Source organism: Streptomyces sp. GD-15H, assembly GCF_045291515.1.
Taxonomy (GTDB): domain Bacteria; phylum Actinomycetota; class Actinomycetes; order Streptomycetales; family Streptomycetaceae; genus Streptomyces.
On record NZ_CP149447.1, the window covers coordinates 3,702,848 to 3,722,735 of the forward strand.

General features: G+C 71.7%; 19 protein-coding genes, 3 tRNA genes and 2 pseudogenes. 5 read left to right on the top strand and 19 right to left on the bottom strand.

Going from position 1 to position 19,888, the window contains the following annotated elements:
* Positions 1-7: 7 nt before the first annotated feature.
* From WJ438_RS17235 to WJ438_RS17250, 4 genes are all read right to left on the bottom strand, one after another.
* Positions 8-460, bottom strand: a complete 453-nt coding sequence (locus WJ438_RS17235) for a MaoC family dehydratase N-terminal domain-containing protein (RefSeq protein ID WP_406726042.1) — start codon at positions 458-460, stop codon at positions 8-10.
* A 130-nt stretch (positions 461-590) separates the two neighbouring features.
* Positions 591-755, bottom strand: coding sequence for a 50S ribosomal protein L33 (rpmG, locus tag WJ438_RS17240; RefSeq protein WP_006347275.1), 165 nt, complete (start codon positions 753-755; stop codon positions 591-593).
* 87 nt (positions 756-842) lie between these two features.
* A tRNA-Met gene (locus WJ438_RS17245) sits at positions 843-915 on the bottom strand.
* A 46-nt stretch (positions 916-961) separates the two neighbouring features.
* Positions 962-1,034: transfer RNA gene (locus WJ438_RS17250), tRNA-Thr, on the bottom strand.
* Positions 1,035-1,273: 239 nt separating this feature from the next.
* Here WJ438_RS17250 and WJ438_RS17255 point away from each other — a divergent pair.
* Complete coding sequence (locus WJ438_RS17255; RefSeq protein ID WP_406726043.1) at positions 1,274-2,551, top strand: amidohydrolase family protein; 1,278 nt, start codon at positions 1,274-1,276, stop codon at positions 2,549-2,551.
* Positions 2,552-2,610: 59 nt separating this feature from the next.
* Positions 2,611-3,267: an NAD(P)H-binding protein gene (locus tag WJ438_RS17260; RefSeq protein ID WP_406726044.1), complete on the top strand. Its 657-nt coding sequence runs from the start codon at positions 2,611-2,613 to the stop codon at positions 3,265-3,267.
* Positions 3,268-3,300: 33 nt separating this feature from the next.
* Here the strand turns inward: WJ438_RS17260 and WJ438_RS17265 are convergent, their stop codons facing one another.
* Together WJ438_RS17265 and WJ438_RS17270 are read right to left on the bottom strand one after the other, a co-directional pair.
* Positions 3,301-3,513 (bottom strand): hypothetical protein, encoded by a 213-nt coding sequence (locus WJ438_RS17265; protein ID WP_406726045.1) that lies wholly within the window; start codon positions 3,511-3,513, stop codon positions 3,301-3,303.
* 86 nt (positions 3,514-3,599) lie between these two features.
* Positions 3,600-3,681, bottom strand: a tRNA-Tyr gene (locus tag WJ438_RS17270).
* 255 nt (positions 3,682-3,936) lie between these two features.
* On the opposite strand from WJ438_RS17270, the gene WJ438_RS17275 reads away from it, so the two are divergent.
* Positions 3,937-4,425, top strand: a complete 489-nt coding sequence (locus WJ438_RS17275; RefSeq protein ID WP_109381551.1) for a YajQ family cyclic di-GMP-binding protein — start codon at positions 3,937-3,939, stop codon at positions 4,423-4,425.
* Between the two features lie 149 nt (positions 4,426-4,574).
* On the opposite strand, the gene WJ438_RS17280 is transcribed toward WJ438_RS17275, so the two are convergent.
* On the bottom strand, positions 4,575-4,841 hold the full coding sequence (locus tag WJ438_RS17280) for a GlsB/YeaQ/YmgE family stress response membrane protein (RefSeq protein ID WP_406726046.1): 267 nt from the start codon (positions 4,839-4,841) through the stop codon (positions 4,575-4,577).
* Positions 4,842-4,978: 137 nt separating this feature from the next.
* Here WJ438_RS17280 and WJ438_RS17285 point away from each other — a divergent pair, with 137 nt between their 5' ends.
* Complete coding sequence (locus tag WJ438_RS17285) at positions 4,979-6,238, top strand: APC family permease (RefSeq protein WP_406726047.1); 1,260 nt, start codon at positions 4,979-4,981, stop codon at positions 6,236-6,238.
* A gap of 319 nt (positions 6,239-6,557) precedes the next feature.
* On the opposite strand, the gene WJ438_RS17290 is transcribed toward WJ438_RS17285, so the two are convergent.
* From WJ438_RS17290 to WJ438_RS17345, 12 genes and pseudogenes are all read right to left on the bottom strand, one after another.
* Positions 6,558-6,953, bottom strand: a complete 396-nt coding sequence (locus WJ438_RS17290) for a YccF domain-containing protein (protein ID WP_406726048.1) — start codon at positions 6,951-6,953, stop codon at positions 6,558-6,560.
* Complete coding sequence (gene htpX, locus WJ438_RS17295) at positions 6,950-7,813, bottom strand: zinc metalloprotease HtpX (RefSeq protein WP_406726049.1); 864 nt, start codon at positions 7,811-7,813, stop codon at positions 6,950-6,952. The genes WJ438_RS17290 and htpX overlap by 4 nt, the downstream gene beginning before the upstream one ends.
* 330 nt (positions 7,814-8,143) lie before the next feature.
* On the bottom strand, positions 8,144-9,643 hold the full coding sequence (locus WJ438_RS17300; RefSeq protein ID WP_406726050.1) for an NADH-quinone oxidoreductase subunit N: 1,500 nt from the start codon (positions 9,641-9,643) through the stop codon (positions 8,144-8,146).
* Entirely contained in the window at positions 9,640-11,238 is a 1,599-nt protein-coding gene (locus WJ438_RS17305; protein WP_406726051.1) for an NADH-quinone oxidoreductase subunit M, read from the bottom strand. The genes WJ438_RS17300 and WJ438_RS17305 overlap by 4 nt, the downstream gene beginning before the upstream one ends.
* A 6-nt stretch (positions 11,239-11,244) precedes the next feature.
* The gene (locus tag WJ438_RS17310) at positions 11,245-13,239 is read right to left on the bottom strand and encodes an NADH-quinone oxidoreductase subunit L (RefSeq protein WP_406726052.1); all 1,995 of its coding nucleotides are present in this window, start codon (positions 13,237-13,239) and stop codon (positions 11,245-11,247) included.
* Positions 13,236-13,658: an NADH-quinone oxidoreductase subunit NuoK gene (gene nuoK, locus WJ438_RS17315; RefSeq protein WP_406726053.1), complete on the bottom strand. Its 423-nt coding sequence runs from the start codon at positions 13,656-13,658 to the stop codon at positions 13,236-13,238. Before nuoK ends, WJ438_RS17310 begins: the two co-directional genes overlap by 4 nt.
* A complete protein-coding gene (locus WJ438_RS17320; protein WP_406726054.1) occupies positions 13,658-14,308 on the bottom strand; it encodes an NADH-quinone oxidoreductase subunit J in 651 nt (216 codons plus the stop codon). The genes nuoK and WJ438_RS17320 overlap by 1 nt, the downstream gene beginning before the upstream one ends.
* Positions 14,305-14,922 (bottom strand): NuoI/complex I 23 kDa subunit family protein, encoded by a 618-nt coding sequence (locus WJ438_RS17325; protein WP_406726055.1) that lies wholly within the window; start codon positions 14,920-14,922, stop codon positions 14,305-14,307. Before WJ438_RS17325 ends, WJ438_RS17320 begins: the two co-directional genes overlap by 4 nt.
* 2 nt (positions 14,923-14,924) lie before the next feature.
* A complete protein-coding gene (locus tag WJ438_RS17330) occupies positions 14,925-15,893 on the bottom strand; it encodes an NADH-quinone oxidoreductase subunit H (RefSeq protein WP_406729718.1) in 969 nt (322 codons plus the stop codon).
* Positions 15,893-17,139, bottom strand: a pseudogene (locus WJ438_RS17335) (NADH-quinone oxidoreductase subunit C). Before WJ438_RS17335 ends, WJ438_RS17330 begins: the two are co-directional and overlap by 1 nt.
* A 1-nt stretch (position 17,140) precedes the next feature.
* A pseudogene (locus WJ438_RS17340) lies at positions 17,141-17,852 on the bottom strand (NADH-quinone oxidoreductase subunit B); the annotation flags it as partial.
* The gene (locus tag WJ438_RS17345) at positions 17,843-18,265 is read right to left on the bottom strand and encodes an NADH-quinone oxidoreductase subunit A (RefSeq protein WP_406726056.1); all 423 of its coding nucleotides are present in this window, start codon (positions 18,263-18,265) and stop codon (positions 17,843-17,845) included. The pseudogene WJ438_RS17340 and the gene WJ438_RS17345, both read right to left, overlap by 10 nt.
* Before the next feature lie 165 nt (positions 18,266-18,430).
* Here WJ438_RS17345 and WJ438_RS17350 point away from each other — a divergent pair, with 165 nt between their 5' ends.
* On the top strand, positions 18,431-19,636 hold the full coding sequence (locus WJ438_RS17350) for a sensor histidine kinase (RefSeq protein ID WP_406726057.1): 1,206 nt from the start codon (positions 18,431-18,433) through the stop codon (positions 19,634-19,636).
* The last annotated feature ends 252 nt before the right edge of the window (positions 19,637-19,888 follow it).

Consider the following 19,888-nt stretch of genomic DNA (forward strand, 5'->3'; position numbering starts at 1 on the left):
ATGCTGCTCACGCCTCCTCGGCGGCGCGGGCCACCAGCTTGGTCCAGGCGGTCACGACGTGCTCGCCGGCCTCGTCGTGCACCTCGCCGCGAATGTCCAGGATGTCGTTGCCCGCCATCGACTTGATCGCCTCGATGGTCGAGGTGACGGTGAGCCGGTCACCGGCGCGCACCGGGCGGCGGTAGGCGAACTTCTGGTCGCCGTGCACCACCCTGCTGTAGTCCAGGCCGAGCTGGGGGTCGGCGATGACCTGCCCGGCGGCCTTGAAGGTGATCGCGAACACAAAGGTCGGCGGGGCAATCACCTCGGGGTGGCCGAGCGCCTTGGCGGCCTCCGCGTCCGTGTACGCCGGGTTGGCGTCCCCCACCGCTTCGGCGAACTCGCGGATCTTCTCCCGGCCCACCTCATAGGGAACGGTGGGCGGGTAGCTCCGTCCCACGAAGGACTGGTCGAGCGCCATGCGCGCGGCACCTCCTGTGTCTGGTCCGGCCCTGGTCGGCCTGAATCCGATGCGGCCACGGTCGGCCGGTGAGCAAAACGACGCGAGGCCGCCCCCTGACAACGGGGACGGCCTCGCGTACGAGCCTGATTTATCGCGTTTCGCGGTGCGCGGTGTGCGCCTTGCAACGCGGGCAGTGCTTCTTCATCTCAAGACGGTCCGGGTTGTTACGCCGGTTCTTCTTGGTGATGTAGTTCCGCTCCTTGCACTCCACGCAGGCCAGCGTGATCTTCGGGCGGACGTCGGTGGCAGCCACGTGAGTGCTCCTTGACGAACGGATAGACGAATGAACACAGAAAGAGTAGCCGACCGAAGGACCGACCCCGCAATCGGCTACTGCATGTAGCGGTGACCGGACTTGAACCGGTGACACAGCGATTATGAGCCGCTTGCTCTACCGACTGAGCTACACCGCTGTGATGCGGTCGGGCCCCGCCTCGCGGCGGGAACCTCACACACCAGAGCCCCAAAACGGAATCGAACCGTTGACCTTCTCCTTACCATGGAGACGCTCTGCCGACTGAGCTATTGGGGCGAGCGATGAAGACATTACACGCTCTGCCGCCGTTCACCCAAATCCGTTTCGCGGCCCCTGTCCCCCCTGTGGCGCGCACTTCCCGCGAGTGAAGCAGCTCCCACCCGACCACGCCGGTACGACTATTGCGCTCCTCCCGGCGAGGGACGGGCCGCCGCCCTAGGCTCGACTCACTCTGCGTGATCTTCTCTCTGTGTGATCCTGCGACAACCGCGCGCAGTCCGAGCCCCAGGAGCGCGATGCCCGACAGTCGGCCGCAGCCGCCGCCCCCCTCGTCGCCCTCGCTTTCCTCCGGCGCGGCCGACCCGGCGCCGCTCCTGCTGTGCGGCGCGCGGCTCACCGACGGCCGGACCGTGGACGTACGGCTGGGTGGCGGACGCATCGAGGCGGTCGGTACGGCCGGCAGCCTGACCGTGGACGGCACCCGCGGGGGCGGCACCCGGGTCGATCTCGCCGGCCATCTGCTCCTTCCGGCTCCTGCCGAGCCGCACGCCCACGCCGACACCGCCCTCTCCGCCGACGCCGACGGCCCCGTCTCGTACGACTCCCAGGACGTCCGGCGCCGGGCGACGGAAGCCGCGCTGCTCCAGCTCGGGCACGGGGCGACGGCGCTGCGGGCACATGTGCGCGTGGACGACGTGACCGGGCTCGGCGCGCTCACCGCCGTACTGCAGGTCGAACATGCGCTGCGCGGGCTGACCGAGCTGACGACGGCGGCGATGCCGCGCGTGCTGACCGGGGTGGCCGGAGCGGACGGGCTCGCGATGCTGCGGGACGCGGTGAAGATGGGCGCGTCGGTGGTGGGCGGCTGTCCGGACGCCGACCCCGATCCCACGGGGTATGTGGAGGCGGTCCTGGAGGTCGCCGCCGAGCACGGCGTCCCCGTCGACCTACACACCGACACCGCCGACCCCGCCCGCGTGGCCCGGCTCGCGGCGATGGCGGGCGGGCTGCGGCCGGGAGTGACGCTCAGCCCGTGCGGCGGCCTCGGACGGCTGCCCGCCGAAGCGGCCTCGCGGAGCGCGGACCAGCTGGCGGCGGCCGGGGTGACCGTGGTGTGTCTGCCGCAGGGCGGCTGCGGCAGCGTCGACCGCCGGGGCACGGCTCCCGTGCGGCTGCTGCGTGCGGCGGGCGTCCGGGTGGTGGCCGGGAGCGGCGCCCTGCGGGACGTGTCGAACCCGGTCGGCCGCGGCGACCCGCTGGATGCGGCGTACCTGCTGGCCTCCCGTCACGGACTGTCCCCCGAGGACGCCTACGACGCGGTGAGCACCTCGGCACGGGCGGCCCTGGGGCTCCCCGAGGTACGGGTGGAGGCGGGTTTCCCCGCCGAACTCCTCGCGGTCCGCGGCGACCGGCTGCCGGCGGCGCTGTCACTGGCGTACAGCCGGATCGTGGTGCACCGGGGGCGCGTGGTGGCCCGCACGAGCGCGGTGCGCGAGTACTGTGGTTCGACGACGACACCGCCCGCGGAGCCGGGGCGGGGACTGCCCCGGCAGGGACGTGGCGAGGCGTCGTAGGTGCGTCGCGCTCGGTACGTCGCGGGCGGATGCGATCGTCACGGCGTACGGTCGAAGACATGCGCATTGTCATCGCTGGTGGTCATGGTCAGATCGCGCTGCGGCTGGAGCGGTTGCTCGCCGCGCGTGGGGACGAGGTGGCGGGCATCATCCGCAAGCCCGAACAGGCCGACGCGTTGCGGCAGCTCGGCGCCGAACCGGTCGTACTCGACCTGGAGTCGGCGTCGGTGGAGGACGTCGCGGAGCAACTCCGAGGCGCGGACGCCGCGGTGTTCGCCGCGGGTGCCGGTCCGGGCAGCGGCGCGGCACGCAAGGACACGGTGGACAGGGCCGCGGCGGTCCTCTTCGCCGACGCCGCGGTCCGTGCGGGCGTCCGGCGGTTCGTGGTCGTCTCGTCCATGGGCGCGGACCCCGCCCATGAGGGGGACGAGGTCTTCGACGTGTACCAGCGCGCGAAGGGCGAGGCCGACGCGTACGTACGCGGCCTGGACGCCCTCGACTGGACGATCCTGCGCCCCGGCCTGCTCACCGACGACGCCGGCACCGGCCTGGTCCGCCTGGAGGTCCACACCGGCCGCGGCCCGGTCCCCCGCGACGACGTGGCCGCCGTCCTGGCGGAGCTGGTGGAGAACGCCGCGACGGCCGGCCTGACCCTGGAACTGATCAGCGGGCCCGTACCGATCTCGGTGGCGGTGAAGTCGGTCGCGGGCAACTGAGCCACTCAGCCACTGGAAGGCTTCCCGGGGCGGCTAGAACAGAGGCATCTGCCCCGGGAACTCCGGTACGACGTACCCGTCCAGCGCGCGCTGCTCGGCGCCGAGCCCGGCGTGTTGACGGGACCCCGCGCACGAGGTGAGTTCCCCGCTCCCCCGCGCGCCGGGCGGATCGTGACGCGCGTACCGCCCGGCCACGACGGCGATCTCACGACGGCACTCGGGGCACTGCCTACGACGCGGCGACATGGCGCCAGTGTCCCCCGCCCCTCGCCCCACAACGCGAAGACCCCCTCCGCACCGCGTTTCCGCAGTCCGGAGGGGGTCTCCCCTTGTGGCGGCGCCAGGATTCGAACCTGGGAAGGCTGAGCCGGCAGATTTACAGTCTGCTCCCTTTGGCCGCTCGGGCACACCGCCAAGCTTGCTGCCCTCGAACCGCCTTGTGGTGGCGCTCCGTGGCAACGACGTAAACGATACCTGATGGGCAGGGGTGCTTCGCCACCCGATTGATCGCCGCCCGGAGGCCCGGGGGGTGACTAGGCTTGTGCGGATGGCGGCCCGGGACCGATGCCGGGCCCGAGGGCCGCCCACGTATGCCGGTAGCCGGTACGCATCCGGGCCGCAGCCCGATAAGCGGCCCGATACGCACCCTGATACAAGGAGCCACAGGACATGGCCGACTCCAGTTTCGACATCGTCTCGAAGGTCGAGCGGCAGGAGGTCGACAACGCCCTCAACCAGGCCGCCAAGGAGATCTCGCAGCGCTACGACTTCAAGGGCGTGGGTGCCTCGATCTCGTGGTCCGGGGAGAAGATCCTCCTGGAGGCGAACTCCGAGGACCGGGTGAAGGCCGTCCTCGACGTCTTCCAGTCCAAGCTGATCAAGCGGGGCATCTCGCTGAAGGCCCTGGACGCCGGCGAGCCGCAGCTCTCGGGCAAGGAGTACAAGATCTTCGCGTCGATCCAGGAGGGCATCTCCCAGGAGAACGCGAAGAAGGTGGCGAAGCTCATCCGCGACGAGGGCCCCAAGGGTGTGAAGGCCCAGGTGCAGGGTGAGGAACTGCGGGTCAGCTCCAAGAGCCGCGACGACCTGCAGGCCGTCATCGCCCTGCTCAAGGGCCAGGACTTCGACTTCGCCCTCCAGTTCGTCAACTATCGCTAGCTGGAGGAGCCATGGGCGTGGGGGCGGGTGTGGGCTCTCGCCGGTGACGTCCGTGGTCGACGCGTGCGCCTCGCGCACCGCGTGTGAGGAGGGTGGGCGCCTTGGGGTGCCCGCCCTTCTCGTCCGTCGGCCGGGATTCCGGGGTGCGGTCAGTCGCGTGAGTGGCCGAACAGGAGGCGGTACGCGACCAGGAGGACCAGTGAGCCGCCTATCGCGGCGGCCCAGGTGGCGCCGTCGTAGAAGTCCTTGGTGATCGAGTGGTCGAGCCAACGGGCCGATATCCAGCCGCCGATGAACGCCCCGGCGACGCCGATCAGGGTCGTGCCGATGAGACCGCCCGGGTCGCGGCCCGGCAGCAGGAACTTCGCGATCGCTCCGGCCAACAGTCCCAGAATGATCCAGCTGATGATCGTCATGCCATGAACCCTGCCCTCTCGCGCGGTGCTCTCACCTGCCCCGGCCGGTGACTCCGGTCCAGATGTTCGTGCTGTCTTGGTGCGTAGGACGACGCGTGTACGTGTGACGGTTGCCGTGATCAGTAGGGTGCGATCTCATGACAGCCCATTCCGGTTCCGAACTGCGCCGCACGCTCGGCGTGGGAGACGCCGTCGTCATCGGGCTCGGCTCCATGGTGGGGGCCGGGATCTTCGCCGCTCTGGCGCCCGCCGCGCAGGCAGCCGGATCCGGGTTGCTCCTCGGGCTCGCGGTCGCCGCCGTGGTCGCCTACTGCAACGCCACGTCGTCGGCCCGCCTCGCCGCCCTGTATCCGGCCTCCGGCGGCACCTACGTCTATGGACGGGAGCGGCTCGGGGAGTTCTGGGGCTATCTCGCGGGCTGGGCGTTCGTGGTCGGGAAGACCGCCTCCTGTGCGGCGATGGCGCTCACCGTCGGCGCGTACGTCTGGCCGGGGCAGGCTCACGCCGTTGCGGTCGCCGCCGTCGTGACGCTGACCGCGGTGAACTACGGCGGTGTGCAGAAGTCGGCGTGGCTGACCCGGGTGATCGTGGCCGTGGTCCTGGCCGTCCTCGCTTTCGTGGTGGTCGTGTGTCTGACCTCGGGACAGGCCGATGCCGGGCGCCTGGCCGTCGGGACGTCGGGCGGCGCGGGCGGGGTGCTCCAGGCGGCAGGCCTGCTGTTCTTCGCCTTCGCCGGGTACGCCCGGATCGCGACCCTGGGTGAGGAGGTGCGGGATCCGGCGCGCACCATCCCGCGCGCGATCCCGCTGGCGCTGGGTATCGCGCTGGTCGTGTACGCGGCTGTCGCGATCGCCGTCCTTTCGGTGCTGGGGGCAGGGGGGCTGGGGGATGCCGGTGCGCCGCTGGCCGACGCGGTGCGGGCGGCAGGGGTTGCGGAGCTGACGCCGGTGGTACGGGTGGGGGCGGCCGCGGCCGCGCTGGGGTCGCTGCTCGCCCTGATTCTGGGCGTCTCGCGGACAACGCTGGCCATGGCCCGGGACCGGCATCTGCCGGGCGCCCTGGCCGCCGTCCATCCCCGGTTCCAGGTGCCGCACCGGGCGGAGCTGGCCGTGGGAGTGGTGGTCGCCCTCCTGGCCGCGACGGTGGACGTGCGGGGCGCGATCGGGTTCTCCTCCTTCGGGGTGCTGGCGTACTACGCGGTGGCCAACGCGTCGGCCTGGACGCTTCGCCCGGGGCCGGCGGCACGGGTGCTGCCTGCCCTCGGATTGGCCGGGTGCCTGGTCCTGGCGTTCTCACTGCCCGCGGTCTCCGTCGCCATCGGCACGGGGGTGCTGGCGGTGGGTGCGGCGGCCTACGGGGTGCGACGGTGGGGTGGAGGGAGGACCACCGGGCGGTAGGGCACCACGAGTAGGGCGAGTACGGTGGTGGCCGCCGCCCCGCGCCCTGCCGGAGGTCGCTCAGGGCGCGTGCGCCGCCGTCACACGTGGGGGGAAGTCGGTCCACGGGGCGAGATCCGTCCCCTCGTTCTCCTCCTCGTACCAGCCCGTGCCATCGATCCATGCGCGCAGCCGGCCCGTGCGGCTCGGGGCGTCGACGAACCAGGCGTGGTCGGGGTCGTCCGCATGGGGCCCGAAGAGGAGAGCGGTGGAAACCCGGTTCGGTTTCCCGCCCGGCCCGCTCCCCGCCCGTACCGCGCTACAGCCCGCCCGTACCGCGCTACAGGCGGGCCGAGAACGGCTGGTCGGTTCGTACGATCTCGCGGCCCATCGGGAGCAACGAGACGGGGATCAGCTTGAAGTTGGCGATGCCGAGCGGGATGCCGATGATCGTCACGCACAGGGCGATGCCGGTGGCGATGTGGCCGAGGGCCAGCCACCAGCCGGCGAGGAGCAGCCACAGCACGTTCCCGATGCAGGAGGGGGCGCCCGCGTCCCGACGCTCGACCGTCGTGTACCCGAAGGGCCAGAGGGCGTAGACACCGATACGGAAGGCAGCCAGGCCAAAGGGGATGCCGATGATCGTGATACACAGCAGGACGCCCGCGAGCAGGTAGGCGAGGAACAGCCAGAAGCCGCTCAGGACGAGCCAAATGACGTTCAGGATGGTCTTCACTGCGTGCGACCTGCCATCTTCTCGAGTCGGGCGATGCGTTCGGTCATGGGCGGGTGGGTGGAGAACATCTTCGCGAATCCCTGACCCGGACGAAACGGGTTCGCGATCATCATGTGGCTGGCTGTCTCGATGCGGGGCTCGGGCGGCAGGGGGAGCTGCTTGGTGCCCAGTTCGAGTTTGCGCAGTGCGCTGGCGAGGGCAAGGGGGTCGCCGGTCAGCTGGGCGCCGGAGGCGTCGGCCTCGTACTCCCTGGAGCGGCTGATGGCCAGTTGGATGAGGGAGGCGGCGAGCGGGCCCAGGATCATGATCAGCAGCATGCCGAGGAGGCCGGGGCCGTCGTCGTCGTCGGAGCGGCCGATCGGGATCAGCCAGGCGAAGTTCACCAGGAACATGATCACGGAGGCGAGGGCGCCGGCGACCGAGGAGATCAGGATGTCGCGGTTGTAGACATGGCTGAGTTCGTGGCCGATGACGCCGCGCAGTTCGCGCTCGTCCAGCAGGCGCAGGATGCCTTCGGTGCAGCACACGGCGGCGTTGCGCGGGTTGCGGCCGGTGGCGAACGCGTTCGGTGCCTCGGTCGGGGAGATGTACAGGCGGGGCATGGGCTGGCGGGCCTGGGTGGAGAGCTCGCGGACCATGCGGTACAGCCCCGGGGCCTCGAACTCGCTCACCGGGCGGGCGCGCATCGCGCGCAGGGCGAGCTTGTCGCTGTTCCAGTACGCGTAGGCGTTGGTGCCCAGGGCGATCACGACGGCGACAACGAGCCCCATGCGGCCGAAGAAGCTGCCGATGACGATGATGAGTGCGGACAGTCCCCCGAGGAGGACCGCGGTCCTGAGCCCGTTGTGCCGGCGGTGCACTGTACGCCCTCCAAGTCGTGCGGCGGGGGACTCTGGTTCGCCGGCCTTCCTTCTGACCTGCGATGGTCCCGGGTGTCCTGGCCTCACGTCCAGTGGACCCTCCCGTATTCGTCAACGCCAGGCGGGGGGCTCTAGTTCCCTTGTGCGCGCGGTGGCGCGTGTAAACCGTCCGGGTGACGGCGGCCGCGACGCCGTGTTCGCCGCTCGGCCCGGTGGCCGAAACGCGCGGTCGCCGAACGGGCGGTCACCACGTGGGCCGGGGGTTGTCGAGCGGGCCGCCGGGGCCTCGGACGGGCCACGGGGCGGGGTTGCCGGGCCGGCCCCGGAGCGTCAGAAGAGACCGGTGCCAGTGAGGCGCAGGATCAGCTGGGGCGCGCCGGACAGGGCGATGCCGAGGACTCCGGTGAGGGTGATCGCGGCGGTGAGCGGGAGCGGGACGCGGTGCTCGGCCGGTTCGCCCTCGGGGGCGCGGAACAGCAGTGCCGTCCACTGGAGGTAGTAGACCAGGGCGATGACGACGTTGACGGCCATGACCACGGCGAGCCAGCCGAGTCCGGCGTCGACGGCCGCGGAGAAGACGGTGACCTTGGCGAAGAGGCCGATGATGCCGGGCGGGAGTCCGGCGAGACACAGCAGGAAGAAGGCCAGGAGCAGGGCGGTGAGCGGGCTGGAGGCGTACAGGCCGCGGTAGTCGGAGACCCGGTTGAGGGACTGAGTGCGGCCGACGAGGGCGGCGACGGCGAAGGCACCGAGGTTCACCGCGCCGTACATGAGGGCGTAGGCGAGCGTGGAGCCGATCGACTTCTCGGCGTCGCCGGAGTACGCGGCGGCGGCGATCGGCACCAGGAGGTAGCCGGCCTGGCCGACGGAGGACCACGCGAGGAGGCGTACCGCGCTGTACGCGCGCGTGGCCTGCTGTCTGAGGGCGCCGACGTTGCCGACGGTCATGGTGAGGGCGGCCAGTACGGCGAGGGCCGGGCCCCAGACGTTGGCGTACGACGGGAGGGTGACGACGGTGACGAGGATCAGGCCGGTGAAGCCGACCGCCTTGCCGATGACGGACAGGTAGGCGGCGATGGGCAGAGGGGCTCCGACGTAGGTGTCGGGCACCCAGAAGTGGAAGGGGACGGCGGCCGTCTTGAAGGCGAAGCCGACGAGGGTGAGGACGACGCCGGCCTGGGCGAGCGTGTGGAGTTGTCCGTCGACGGTCTGGATGCGCTCGGCGACCAGGGTGAGGTGGAGGGTTCCGGTGGTGGCGTAGAGGAAGCTGATGCCGAGGAGGCTGACCGCGGTGGCGGTGACGGAGGACAGGAAGAACTTCAGGGCCGCTTCGGACGACTTCCGGTTGCCGTGGCGGAGACCGACCAGGGCGAAGGCGGGCAGGGAGGCGACCTCCAGGGCGACGACGAGCGTGGCGAGGTCACGGGCGGCGGGCAGGAGGGCGGCGCCCGCGGCGGAGGACAGGAGCAGGAACCAGTACTCGCCCTCGGGGAGCCGCTTGTCCGCGTCCTTGAGGACGGTGACCGACAGGAGGGCGGTCAGGAGCGCGCCGCCGAACACCAGGAACTGGATGACGAGGGTGAAGCGGTCGGCGGTGTAGCTGCACACTCCGGGGTCGCCGACCAGGCAGAACGTGCTGCGGTCGGCGTCGAGGAGGGGCAGCAGCATGAGCGTGGCGGCGGCGAGTCCGGTGACCGCGAGCCCGCCGAGCAGCTGCTTCCTGGCCTCGCCGATGAACAGGTCGGTGACGAGGACGGCGAGTCCGGCGACGGCCGCGAGGGTGGGCGGTGCGATGGCCAGCCAGTCGACGGACTGGACGAGGGAGCTCATCGGGTGCCTCCTGCGAGGAGCTGCTGCACGGCCGGATCGGTCAGTCCGATCAGGGCGCCGGGCCACAGTCCGGTGACGACGGTGAGGACGACGAGCGGGGTCCAGGCCGCGAACTCGTAGCCGCGGACGTCGGTGAGGGCGGGGGCTTCCTGCGGCTTGGCGCCCATGCAGACCCTGCGGACCACGATCAGCAGGTAGGCCGCGGTCAGCAGGGTGCCGAAGGCGCCGATCGACATGAAGGTGAGGAAGGCAGGGCGGCTGAGTCCGGCGGCGGGTTCGAAGGCGCCGAAGAGGGCCAGCATCTCGCCCCAGAAGCCGGCGAGGCCGGGCAGGCCGAGGGAGGCGACGGCGCCGAAGGCGAGCAGTCCGCCGAGGCGCGGTGCCCTGCCGTAGAGGGCGGCGCCGGTCGCTGAGGCGTGCCGGTCGGGCGACGGGCGGGCCAAGGTGTCGAGGTCGACGGTGCCGGTGCGGTCCTTGAGGGCGCCGACGAGGAAGAAGAGCAGGCCGGTGACGAGGCCGTGGGCGATGTTGGCGAACAGGGCGCCGTTGACGCCGGTCGGGGTCATGGTGGCGATGCCGAGGAGGACGAAGCCCATGTGGCCGACGGAGGAGTAGGCGATGAGGCGTTTGAGGTCGCCCTTGGCGCCTTCCTTGGCGAGTGCCAGGCAGGCGAGGGACCCGTAGATGATGCCGACGACGGCGAGGGCGCCGAGGGAGGGCGCGAAGGTGCGGAAACCGTCCGGTGCGACGGGGAGCAGGATCCGTACGAACCCGTACGTGCCCATCTTCAGCAGGACGCCGGCCAGCAGGACCGAGCCAACGGTGGGGGCGGCGGTGTGGGCGTCGGGCAGCCAGCTGTGCAGCGGCCACATCGGGGTCTTGACCGCGAGCCCGATCCCGATCGCCAGAACGGCGACGACCTGCACGGACACGGTCAGTGACCGACCGTTGTCAGTGGCGAGTGCCACCATGTCGAATGTGCCCGCCTTGATTCCGATCAGGAGCAGGCCGAGCAGCATGACCACGGAGCCGAGCAGCGTGTAGAGGATGAATTTCCAGGCGGCCCCGGCCCGGCCCTCGCCGCCCCAGCGGGCGATGAGGAAGTACATCGGGATCAGGACCATCTCGAAGGCGAGGAAGAAAAGGATCAGGTCCAGGACGGCGAAGGCCGCGAGGGTGCCGGATTCGAGGACGAGCAGCAGGGCGACGAATGCCTTCGGGGACGGGCCCGCGGGCGGTTTGAAGTATGTGTACAGCGCGCTGAGGAAGGTCAGCAGCGCGGTCAGGACCAGAAGGGGGAGGGAGATGCCGTCGGTGCCGAGGTGGATCCGTACGTCGAGTGCGGGGATCCAGCTGATGTCGGTCGTGGCCTGCATCTTCGACGGCTGGTCGTGGTCGAAGCCGAGCGCGAGGGCGATCGTCGCGATGAGGACGGCGCCGGTGACCGTCACGCCGTGCCGGAGCACGGCCTGGTCGGGTGATGTCCCCTTGAGTCCGGGCGGGGCCGGCAGGAGAGCGGCGACGGCGCCGAGGAGTGGGCCGACGACGAGAAACGCCAGAAGGAACCGCATCACGGACTCGTTGATATCGATCATGTCTGCTCACGCTCCCGTCGCGAGGAGGACGACGGCGACCGCGAGGACGACGGTGCCGACGAGCAGCGCGCTCACATAGGTCTGCAGATTGCCGGTCTGGGCGCGTCGTACGGCGGTCCCGAGCCACCGGGGCAGCGCTCCCGCGCCGCGTACGTAGGTGTCGACGACCTCGCGGTCGAGGAACCGGACGAGAGAGGCCGCCGCCTGGACGGGGCGGACGAAGAGGGTCGTGTACACGGCGTCGAGGTGGAACCCGGCGGCCGCGTGGCGGTGCAGCGGGCCGAGCAGCAGCCGTCCGGGGTCCGACGGGTCGGGTACGTACGCGAGGTCCCCGTAGGCGGGTTCGTGACTGGCGACGGCCTCCGCCTCGACCTGTCCGGCGTCGCCGTGCGGGTGGGCGGCGACGGCACCGAGGGGGACGCGGGGGGCGTGTGCGGTCGTGTGGCGCCAGGTGGCATAGGTGACGATGCCGCCGACCAGGGCCACACCCGTGCCGAGCACGGAGGTGGTGAGGGTCGGGGTCAGGTCGTGGCCGTCGAACCAGTCGGGCAGTGCGCGGAAGGCGAAGCCGCCGAGCGCGAGGGACGGGACGGCGAGCACCCACAGCACGGCGGTCATGGTGAGGGGCTGCCTGCCGTGGTCGGGGGCCTCGGTGCCGTGTCCGCGGAAGGCCAGCAGCCACAGGCGCACCGCGTACGCCGCGGTGAGCAGGGCGGTGGCCAGGCCGGCGAGGAGGACGATCCAGCCCGCGGCCGCAGGGGCCTGCCCGGTGTGGCCGGTGACGACGTGTTCGGCGACCCCGAGGACGGCCTCCTTGGAGAAGAAGCCGCTGAACGGCGGGATCGCGGCGAGCGCGAGGAGCGCCACGGTCATCGTCCAGTAGGCGTCGGGAACGCGGTCGCGCAGGTGGCTCATGCGGGACATGGCGGCCAGCGAGTTGGTGCCGGCGGCGTGGATGATCACGCCGGCCGCGAGGAACAGCAGCGCCTTGAAGGCGCCGTGGGACAGGAGGTGGAAGACGGCGGCCCCCCGGTCGCCGACGGCGAGGGCGCCGGTCATGTAGCCGAGTTGGCCGATCGTCGAGTAGGCGAGGACCCGTTTGATGTCGTCCTGGGCGAGAGCGCCGAGCGCCGAGCCGGCCATGGTGACGGCGGCCATGACGGCGAGGACGGTCATGGCGGCCCGGGAGGACTCGAAGAGCGGGAGGAGACGGGCGACGAAGTAGACACCGGCGGCGACCATCGTCGCGGCGTGGATCAGCGCGGAGACGGGGGTGGGGCCCGCCATCGCGTCGGGGAGCCAGGTGTGCAGCGGGAACTGCGCCGACTTGCCCGCCACGCCCGCCAGGAGGAGCAGGGCGATCAGTGTGGGGTGCTCGACGCCGCCGCCCGCGACGGCGTCGAGGATGCGGGTGAGGCGGAAGGAGCCGGTGTCACCGGCGAGGGCGAACAGGCCGATGAGGAAGGGGACGTCGCCGAGCTTGGTGACCAGGAAGGCCTTCAGGGAGGCGGCGCGGGCCTCGGGGGTCTCCCAGTAGTGGCCGACCAGGAAGTAGGAGCAGATGCCCATGACTTCCCAGCCGACCAGCAGCACCATCAGGTCGCCGGAGTAGACGACGAGGAGCATCGCGGAGGTGAACAGGGAGACGAGGGCCGCGTAGGAGGGGTAGCGCGGGTCGTCGCGGAGGTAGCCCGTCGAGTAGATCTGCACGCAGGTGGCGACGACACCGACGAGCACGGCGGTGAGGGCGGCGAAGCCGTCGATGTGCAGGGCGAGTTCGATGGGGACCGAGCCGGTGGGGGTCAGCTCGGTGGCTGCGTCGACGGCCCGGTCGCCGCCCTGGCGCGCGGCGACCGCGGCGGCCAGCGCGAGGGAGGCGACGGTCGGCAGGACGGCGAGCGGGCGGACGAAACCGGGGGCCGTGCGGCCCAGGAGCAGTCCGGCGACCGCGCCGAGGAAGGGAAGGAGGGGGACGAGGACGGCGAGGGTGGTCGTGGTCACGCGGTGGCCTCAGCCTTCGTGGCGTCCGCCTGGGTCGGGGAGGCGCCGGCGTCGCCGTCGACCACGGGGCCGCCCGTGCCGCCCGTGTCGTTGGGGTCGTGGCCCTCGGCGGTGTCGCGGAGCTTGTCGATGTCCGCGGTACCGCGGCTGCGGTGGACGGCGAGGACGATCGCCAGACCGATGCCGATCTCGGCGGCGGCGATGGCGATCGTGAACAGGGCGAGGGCCTGACCGGAGTGCAGGGTCTCCTCGGCGGTCCTGCTGAGCCAGACGTCGAAGGCGACCAGGTTCAGGTTGACGGCGTTGAGCATCAGCTCGACCGACATGAGGACCAGGATCGCGTTGCGGCGGGCGAGGACTCCGTACAGGCCGGTGCAGAACAGGAGGGCGGACAGTACGGCGGGATAGGCGAGGTGCATCAGCGGTCCCCCTCCGTGTCCCGGCGGGCGGCCGCCGCGCCCGGGGCACGGGCGCTCGGGGTGCCGGGGGTGCTCGTCGCGCCGGGCGCGCTCGGGGTGCCCGCCTTCGCCCGGCGGGAGAGGACGATCGCGCCGACGAGGGCGGCCAGGAGGAGGACGGAGAGGGCCTCGAAGGGGAGGACCCAGTGCTGGAAGAGGCTCGCGCCCGTCACATCGGTGGAGCCGGCGGACGCGCCGTCCAGGTCGATCCAGGTCGTGCGGAAGGCGTCGACGACAACCCAGACCAGGGCGGCAGCGGCGGCGACGGCCACGGCGAGGGCGACCCAGTGGTTGCCGGAGTCGGCGTCCGGGGAGCGGCCGATGGGGGCTCTGGTGAGCATCAGCCCGAACAGCAGGAGGACGATGACCGAACCCACGTAGATGAGGACCTGCACCCAGGCGATGAACTCGGCCGTGAGCAGGAGGTACTCGACGGCGAGTCCGCCGAGGGCCACCACCAGCCACAGGGCGGCGTGCACCAGCTGCCTGGTGGTGACGGTGACGACGGCGGCGCCGAAGGTGACCAGGCCGACGAGGAGGAAGGCGATCTCCACACCGGTCGGGGAGAGGAAGCCCTGCGGGGCCGTGCCGGCGGCTGCGGCGAGGGTCACGACTCCTCCCCCTTCGGCTCGGTCGGGCCGGCGGTCGGCGGCCCGGACCGCGGATCGGTCTCCGCGGCGGCCCGGGTGGCGGCCAGCTTGTCGGCCGTCTTGCGGGCGGCGGCGAGTTCCTTCGGTTCCTCGGCGGCGGGGTCGAGGGCCGGCGGGGCCGGGACCGTCCACATCCACTCGCGGAGCTTGTCGCGTTCGTGGGTGAGTTCGCGGATGTCGGTCTCGGCGTACTCGAACTCGGGTGACCAGAACAGGGCGTCGAAAGGACAGACTTCGATGCAGATACCGCAGTACATGCACAAGGAGAAGTCGATGGCGAAGCGGTCGAGGACGTTGCGGCTGCGGTCGCGGCCGCCGGGCGTCGCCGCCGGGACGGTCTCCTTGTGGGAGTCGATGTAGATGCACCAGTCCGGGCACTCGCGGGCGCACAGCATGCAGACCGTGCAGTTCTCCTCGAACAGGCCGATCACACCGCGGGTGCGGGGCGCGAGGTCGGGCTGGGTGTCCGGGTACTGGCCGGTGACGGACTTCTTCGTCATCGTCCGCAGGGTGACGGCCAGGCCCTTGGCCAGGCCGGAGCCGGGGAAGCCAGAGAAGCCGGGAAGGGGTGCCATGGCTAGGAGATCACCACCTTGACGACGCCGGTGAGGGCGATCTGGGCGAGGGCGAGGGGCACGAGGAGGGTCCAGGAGAGCTTCTGCAACTGGTCCTCGCGCAGGCGGGGATAGGTGACACGGAGCCAGATGACGACGAAGGCGAGGACCGCGGTCTTCAGCAGGGTCCAGACCCAGCCGAGGCCGTCGGCGCCCCACGGACCGTGCCAGCCGCCCAGGAAGAGGACGGTGGTCAGACCGCACAGGACGACGATCCCGGCGTACTCGGCGAGCAGGAAGAGCGCGAACCGCAGGCCGGTGTACTCGGTGTACGCCCCGAAGATGATCTCCGAGTCGGCGACGGGCATGTCGAAGGGCGGACGCTGGAGTTCTGCGAGGCCGGCGACGAAGAAGACGATCGCGCCGACGATCTGCCAGGGCAGCCACCACCACGCGAAGGCGTCGAGGATGCCGACGAGCGAGACGGTGCCGGCCGCCATCGCCACCGAGGCGGCGGCGAGCAGCATCGGCAGTTCGTAGGCGAGGAGTTGGGCGGCGGTACGCAGGCCGCCGAGGAGGGAGTACTTGTTGGCGGAGGCCCACCCGGCCATGAGCGAGCCGAGGACGCCGACGCCCATCACCGCGAGGACGAAGAACACGCCCGCGTCCAGCACCTGCCCGACGGCGCCCTCGCCCGGCCCGATCGGGATGGCGAGCAGGACCAGGAGGTACGGCAGGAGGGCGACGGCTGGAGCGAGTTGGAAGACACGGCGGTCCGCACCGGCCGGGACCACGTCCTCCTTCTGCGCGAACTTCACGCCGTCGGCGATGAGCTGGGCCCAGCCGTGGAAGCCACCCGCGTACATCGGGCCCAGACGGCCCTGCATGTGGGCCATCACCTTGTGCTCGGTCTGCCCGACGATCAGGGGGAAGGTGAGGAAGACGACGAAGACGACCAGGAGTCGCAGGGCGACGTCGAGTACGTCGTTCACTACGGACCTCCTGAGGGGTCGGGGTCTTCGGGTGCCGCGGGGCCCGGTTCCGGTTCGGGACGGGCTTCGGGCTCGGGCTCGCGTCCGGGCTCGGAATCGCGTCCGGATTCGGGCGGGGCGTAGGCGGGGCGGGCGTGGTGCCAGGGGGCGTCCGGGCTGCGCGGTGCGGCGGGGGACTTGTCGTCCGGGCTGTCCCCGGTGGGCACGGCAGCGGGCTCGGTGCCCGACGCCCCGGTTTCGTCCGGCGCCTCTGTTTCGGTGGGCTCCGGCGGCGGCGCCTCGGCGCGCTGGGACGCCGAACCCTCGCTCGCGCTGCGGGCACGACGCGTGGGACGCGCCGGACGTGCGGGAGGCGGGGTCGGCGTGGGTGTTTCGGACCGTGCCGCTTCGGACCGTGCCGGGGTGTCGGCGGTCGGTGGTTCGGGGGTGGCGCCCGCGGCCCGCCGGCTTGTGGAGCCCTCGGCCGCCGAGCGGGTGCGGCGCGGCTCCGTGGGCCGGTCCGAGGGCGGCTCCGTGGGCCGGCCCACGGAGCCGCCCTCGGTTCCTGCCGGGGCGGACTGGCTCGCCGAGCCCTGCGCCGCCGTACGGGTGCGGCGTACCGGGCGTTCGCCGGGGGTGCGTCCCGTGCCGGCGGCCGCCCTGCCCGCGCCACGGGCCGGCCGGGCCGGAGCCGGGGGAGCTGGCCCTTCAGGGGACCCCATTCGTTCGGGTCGGGAACGCCCGGGGGAAGCATCTGGCGGCGCTTCGGGCCGCCGTGTTCGGACTCCCCGGGTTCCTTGGCGCCGGGCCAGGCCTTGGCGACGCGGGCGGCGAGGACGAAGTCCTTGCGCAGCGGGTGGCCCTCGAAGTTGTCCGGCAGGAGCAGGTGGTCCAGGGCCGGGTGGCCGGTGAAGGCGACGCCGAACATCTCGTGCGTCTCGCGCTCGTGCCAGGCGGCCCCCGCGTAGACATCCACGGCGGAGGGCAGCGTCGGGGCCTCGTGCGGGACCGTCGTCCGCAGCAGCAGGCGTCGGACCGGGGAGAGGGCGACGACGTGCGCGGTGACGCGGAAGCCCGTGCCGGGCTCGTCGACCGCGCTCAGCCAGTCGAAGTACGTGCAGCCGAGCCGGTCGCGGGCGGCCTCCAGGGCCGGGATCCAGGAGGCCGGCGGGACGTCGACGGTCAGGACGTCGTACGACTCCTCGGCCGTGGCCTCCGTACCGAACAGCTCCTCGACGTCGGCGGGGAGCCAGCCGACCGCGGTCACCGGTCCTCCCCCCGCCGGACTTCGCCGCACCGGACTCCCCCGGCGTCGGCGGCTTCACCAACCCGCTCCGCAGCGCCGCCACCGACGCACCCCGGGTGCCCGGGGCACCCCGCTCGCCCGCCCCGTACCGCTCCCCCAGCGACTCCCGCGCGATCTTCTCCTGGAGCTTCAGGACTCCCTGGAGCAGCGCCTCGGGCCGCGGCGGGCAGCCGGGAACGTAGACGTCGACCGGGATGATCTGGTCGACGCCCTTGGTGACGGAGTAGGAGTCCCAGTACGGCCCGCCGCAGTTGCTGCACGCGCCGAACGAGATGACGTACTTCGGCTCGGGCATCTGCTCGTACAGACGCTTCACCGCGGGTGCCATCTTGTCCGTGACCGTGCCGGAGACGACCATCAGGTCGGCCTGGCGCGGCCCCGGCGCGAAGGGAATGACGCCGAGACGGATGAAGTCGTGGCGGGCCATCGACGCGGCGATGAACTCGATCGCGCAGCAGGCGAGGCCGAAGTTGAAGACCCAGAGCGAGTAGCGGCGGCCCCAGTTGAGGATGACCTTCATCGGCTCGGGGGCGAGCCGGGAGAGCGCGCCGAGCTTCCCCGCCCTCGGCGGGAAGTACGGCGGGATCCGGCAGCAGGACCGGTCCGGAGCCCGCCCCGGGGGCCGCCCCGGGGCCCGCCCCGACGCCCGATGAGTTGGTGGGGGTCACGTCCATGTCAGGACGCCCTTCTTGTATGCGTACAGCAGGCCGACGGCGAGGAAGCCGAGGAAGATGAACATCTCCACCAGGGTGGTCGCGCCGTAGCCGTCGGCGGCGAAGACGGTGGCCCAGGGGAAGAGGAAGATCGAGTCGACGGCGAAGATCACATAGAGGAAGGCATAGACGTAGTAGCGGACCTGGGTGTGGGCCCAGCCCTCGCCGACGGGGTCGACTCCGCACTCGTACGTCATGAGCTTCTCGGGGGTGGGGACCACCGGCCGCAGCAGGCGTCCCGCGCCGAAGGCGACAGCGACGAACAGCACACCGACGACGGCGAGCATTCCGACGACCGAATACGCCTGGAAGTAGTCCGCCGCGACGTACTGCGAAGCGATCACGCTCGGATCGACGCCGGTCGGTTCCCGCACGTCCGCCCCTCGCTGTCGACGATCTGTACGCACGGGAGTCTAGGCCCTTATAAGGAGGCTGTAAGCAGCCCGTCGCCCCTGGGTACCAGGGGTGGGGATTTCCCCCGTGCATCTCAGGGGCCCACCTCATGGCGCGGGCCCCCGTGGCCGGGCACGCTGAGACCCATGACCGAACCTCTCCCCGCTCCCGACGACCGTCCGCCGCCGGCCCGCCTCGCCTACGACCGGCACACCTGGCGGGAGATCGCCCACCTCCTGGCGAACCTTCCGGTGTCGCTGGTCGGCTTCACCTATGTCGCGACCGTGCTGTTCACCGGCCTCGGGCTGACGGTCACGGTGATCGGGCTCCCGCTGCTCGCGGCCGGTCTGGCGGGTGCGCGGTGGCTGGGCAGGGCGGAGCGGGCGCGGGCCAGGGCGCTGCTCGGGGTGCGGGTGGAGGAACCGAGCCGGCTGCCGCTGCGCGGTGCCGGAGGGTTCCTGCCACGGGTGTGGATGGCGCTGAAGGACCCGGTGGGCTGGCGCACGGTGCTCTACGAGGCGATACGGCTGCCGTGGGGCATCGTCACCTTCACCGTCACGCTGACCTCGCTGTTCGTGTTGTGGCCGGTGCTGCCGTTCATCGCGCGGGGGCTGGCCAACGCGGACCGGGCCATGGTGCGCGGTCTGCTCTCGCCCTCCGACGAACTGGAGCGGCGCATCGCCGAGCTGGAGTCCGACCGGGGTGTCGTGTTCGACACGGCCGCGGCGGATCTGCGGCGCATCGAGCGCGATCTGCACGACGGGGCGCAGGCCCGGCTGGTCAACCTGGCCATGGGGCTGGGGCTGGCCAAGGAGAAGCTGCTGGAGGATCCCGACACGGCGGCGTCGATGGTCGCGGAGGCGCACGGCGAGGTGAAGCTGGCCTTGCAGGAGCTGCGGGATCTGGCCCGCGGCATCCATCCGGCGGTCCTGACGGACCGGGGGCTGGACGCGGCGCTGTCGTCGGTCGCCTCGCGCTGCACGGTGCCGGTGAAGGTGACGGTCGACCTCACCGAGCGGCCGGCCGCGGCCATCGAGGGCATCGCGTACTTCACGGTCTCGGAGCTGCTGCAGAACGTCAGCAAGCACAGCGCGGCGCGTTCGGCCACGGTCGAGGTGTGGCGGGTGGACGGCCGGCTGCTCATCCAGGTGGAGGACGACGGCCGCGGGGGAGCGAGTCTGGACGGCGGTACGGGGATGCGGGGTCTGGCGGACCGGCTGGGCGCGGTCGACGGCCTGTTCGTCGTGGAGTCGCCGGAGGGCGGCCCGACGACGGTGACGGCGGAGCTGCCGTGGCGGGACCGTTCCGGCGCCCTCGCCGAGGACGCGCGAACGGCCCGCCCGCGGTCGTAGGGCCTGTCCGGTGGATCAGGTCGCGGGGATCGGCGGTGCCTCATCGGCTCGGGTGGGCGGGGGCGAGGGGGCCCGCACGAGAGTGTTCGAGTGCGGAGGAGTCGGCGAGCGACGACAACGCCGCTGGGGTCCCCCCGCTCGAAGGGCTTGGGGAGGGCGTGCCGGCCCCCGTGTCTGGCGTGCCGGACCCCGTGTCTGCGGCATGCTCCGCCGGACAGGCCGGGCTCCGAGCGGCGAGAGGTGGGGAAAACC

Excerpts from the sequence above, each read along its gene's own strand:
- WJ438_RS17235 (WP_406726042.1), bottom strand. The coding sequence starts at position 460 with ATGGCGCTCGACCAGTCCTTCGTGGGACGGAGCTACCCGCCCACCGTT.
- WJ438_RS17255 (WP_406726043.1), top strand. The coding sequence starts at position 1,274 with ATGCCCGACAGTCGGCCGCAGCCGCCGCCCCCCTCGTCGCCCTCGCTT.
- WJ438_RS17260 (WP_406726044.1), top strand. The coding sequence starts at position 2,611 with ATGCGCATTGTCATCGCTGGTGGTCATGGTCAGATCGCGCTGCGGCTG.
- WJ438_RS17265 (WP_406726045.1), bottom strand. The coding sequence starts at position 3,513 with ATGTCGCCGCGTCGTAGGCAGTGCCCCGAGTGCCGTCGTGAGATCGCC.
- WJ438_RS17275 (WP_109381551.1), top strand. The coding sequence starts at position 3,937 with ATGGCCGACTCCAGTTTCGACATCGTCTCGAAGGTCGAGCGGCAGGAG.
- WJ438_RS17280 (WP_406726046.1), bottom strand. The coding sequence starts at position 4,841 with ATGACGATCATCAGCTGGATCATTCTGGGACTGTTGGCCGGAGCGATC.
- WJ438_RS17285 (WP_406726047.1), top strand. The coding sequence starts at position 4,979 with ATGACAGCCCATTCCGGTTCCGAACTGCGCCGCACGCTCGGCGTGGGA.
- WJ438_RS17300 (WP_406726050.1), bottom strand. The coding sequence starts at position 9,643 with ATGAGCTCCCTCGTCCAGTCCGTCGACTGGCTGGCCATCGCACCGCCC.
- WJ438_RS17305 (WP_406726051.1), bottom strand. The coding sequence starts at position 11,238 with ATGATCGATATCAACGAGTCCGTGATGCGGTTCCTTCTGGCGTTTCTC.
- nuoK (WP_406726053.1), bottom strand. The coding sequence starts at position 13,658 with ATGCACCTCGCCTATCCCGCCGTACTGTCCGCCCTCCTGTTCTGCACC.
- WJ438_RS17325 (WP_406726055.1), bottom strand. The coding sequence starts at position 14,922 with ATGGCACCCCTTCCCGGCTTCTCTGGCTTCCCCGGCTCCGGCCTGGCC.
- WJ438_RS17350 (WP_406726057.1), top strand. The coding sequence starts at position 18,431 with ATGACCGAACCTCTCCCCGCTCCCGACGACCGTCCGCCGCCGGCCCGC.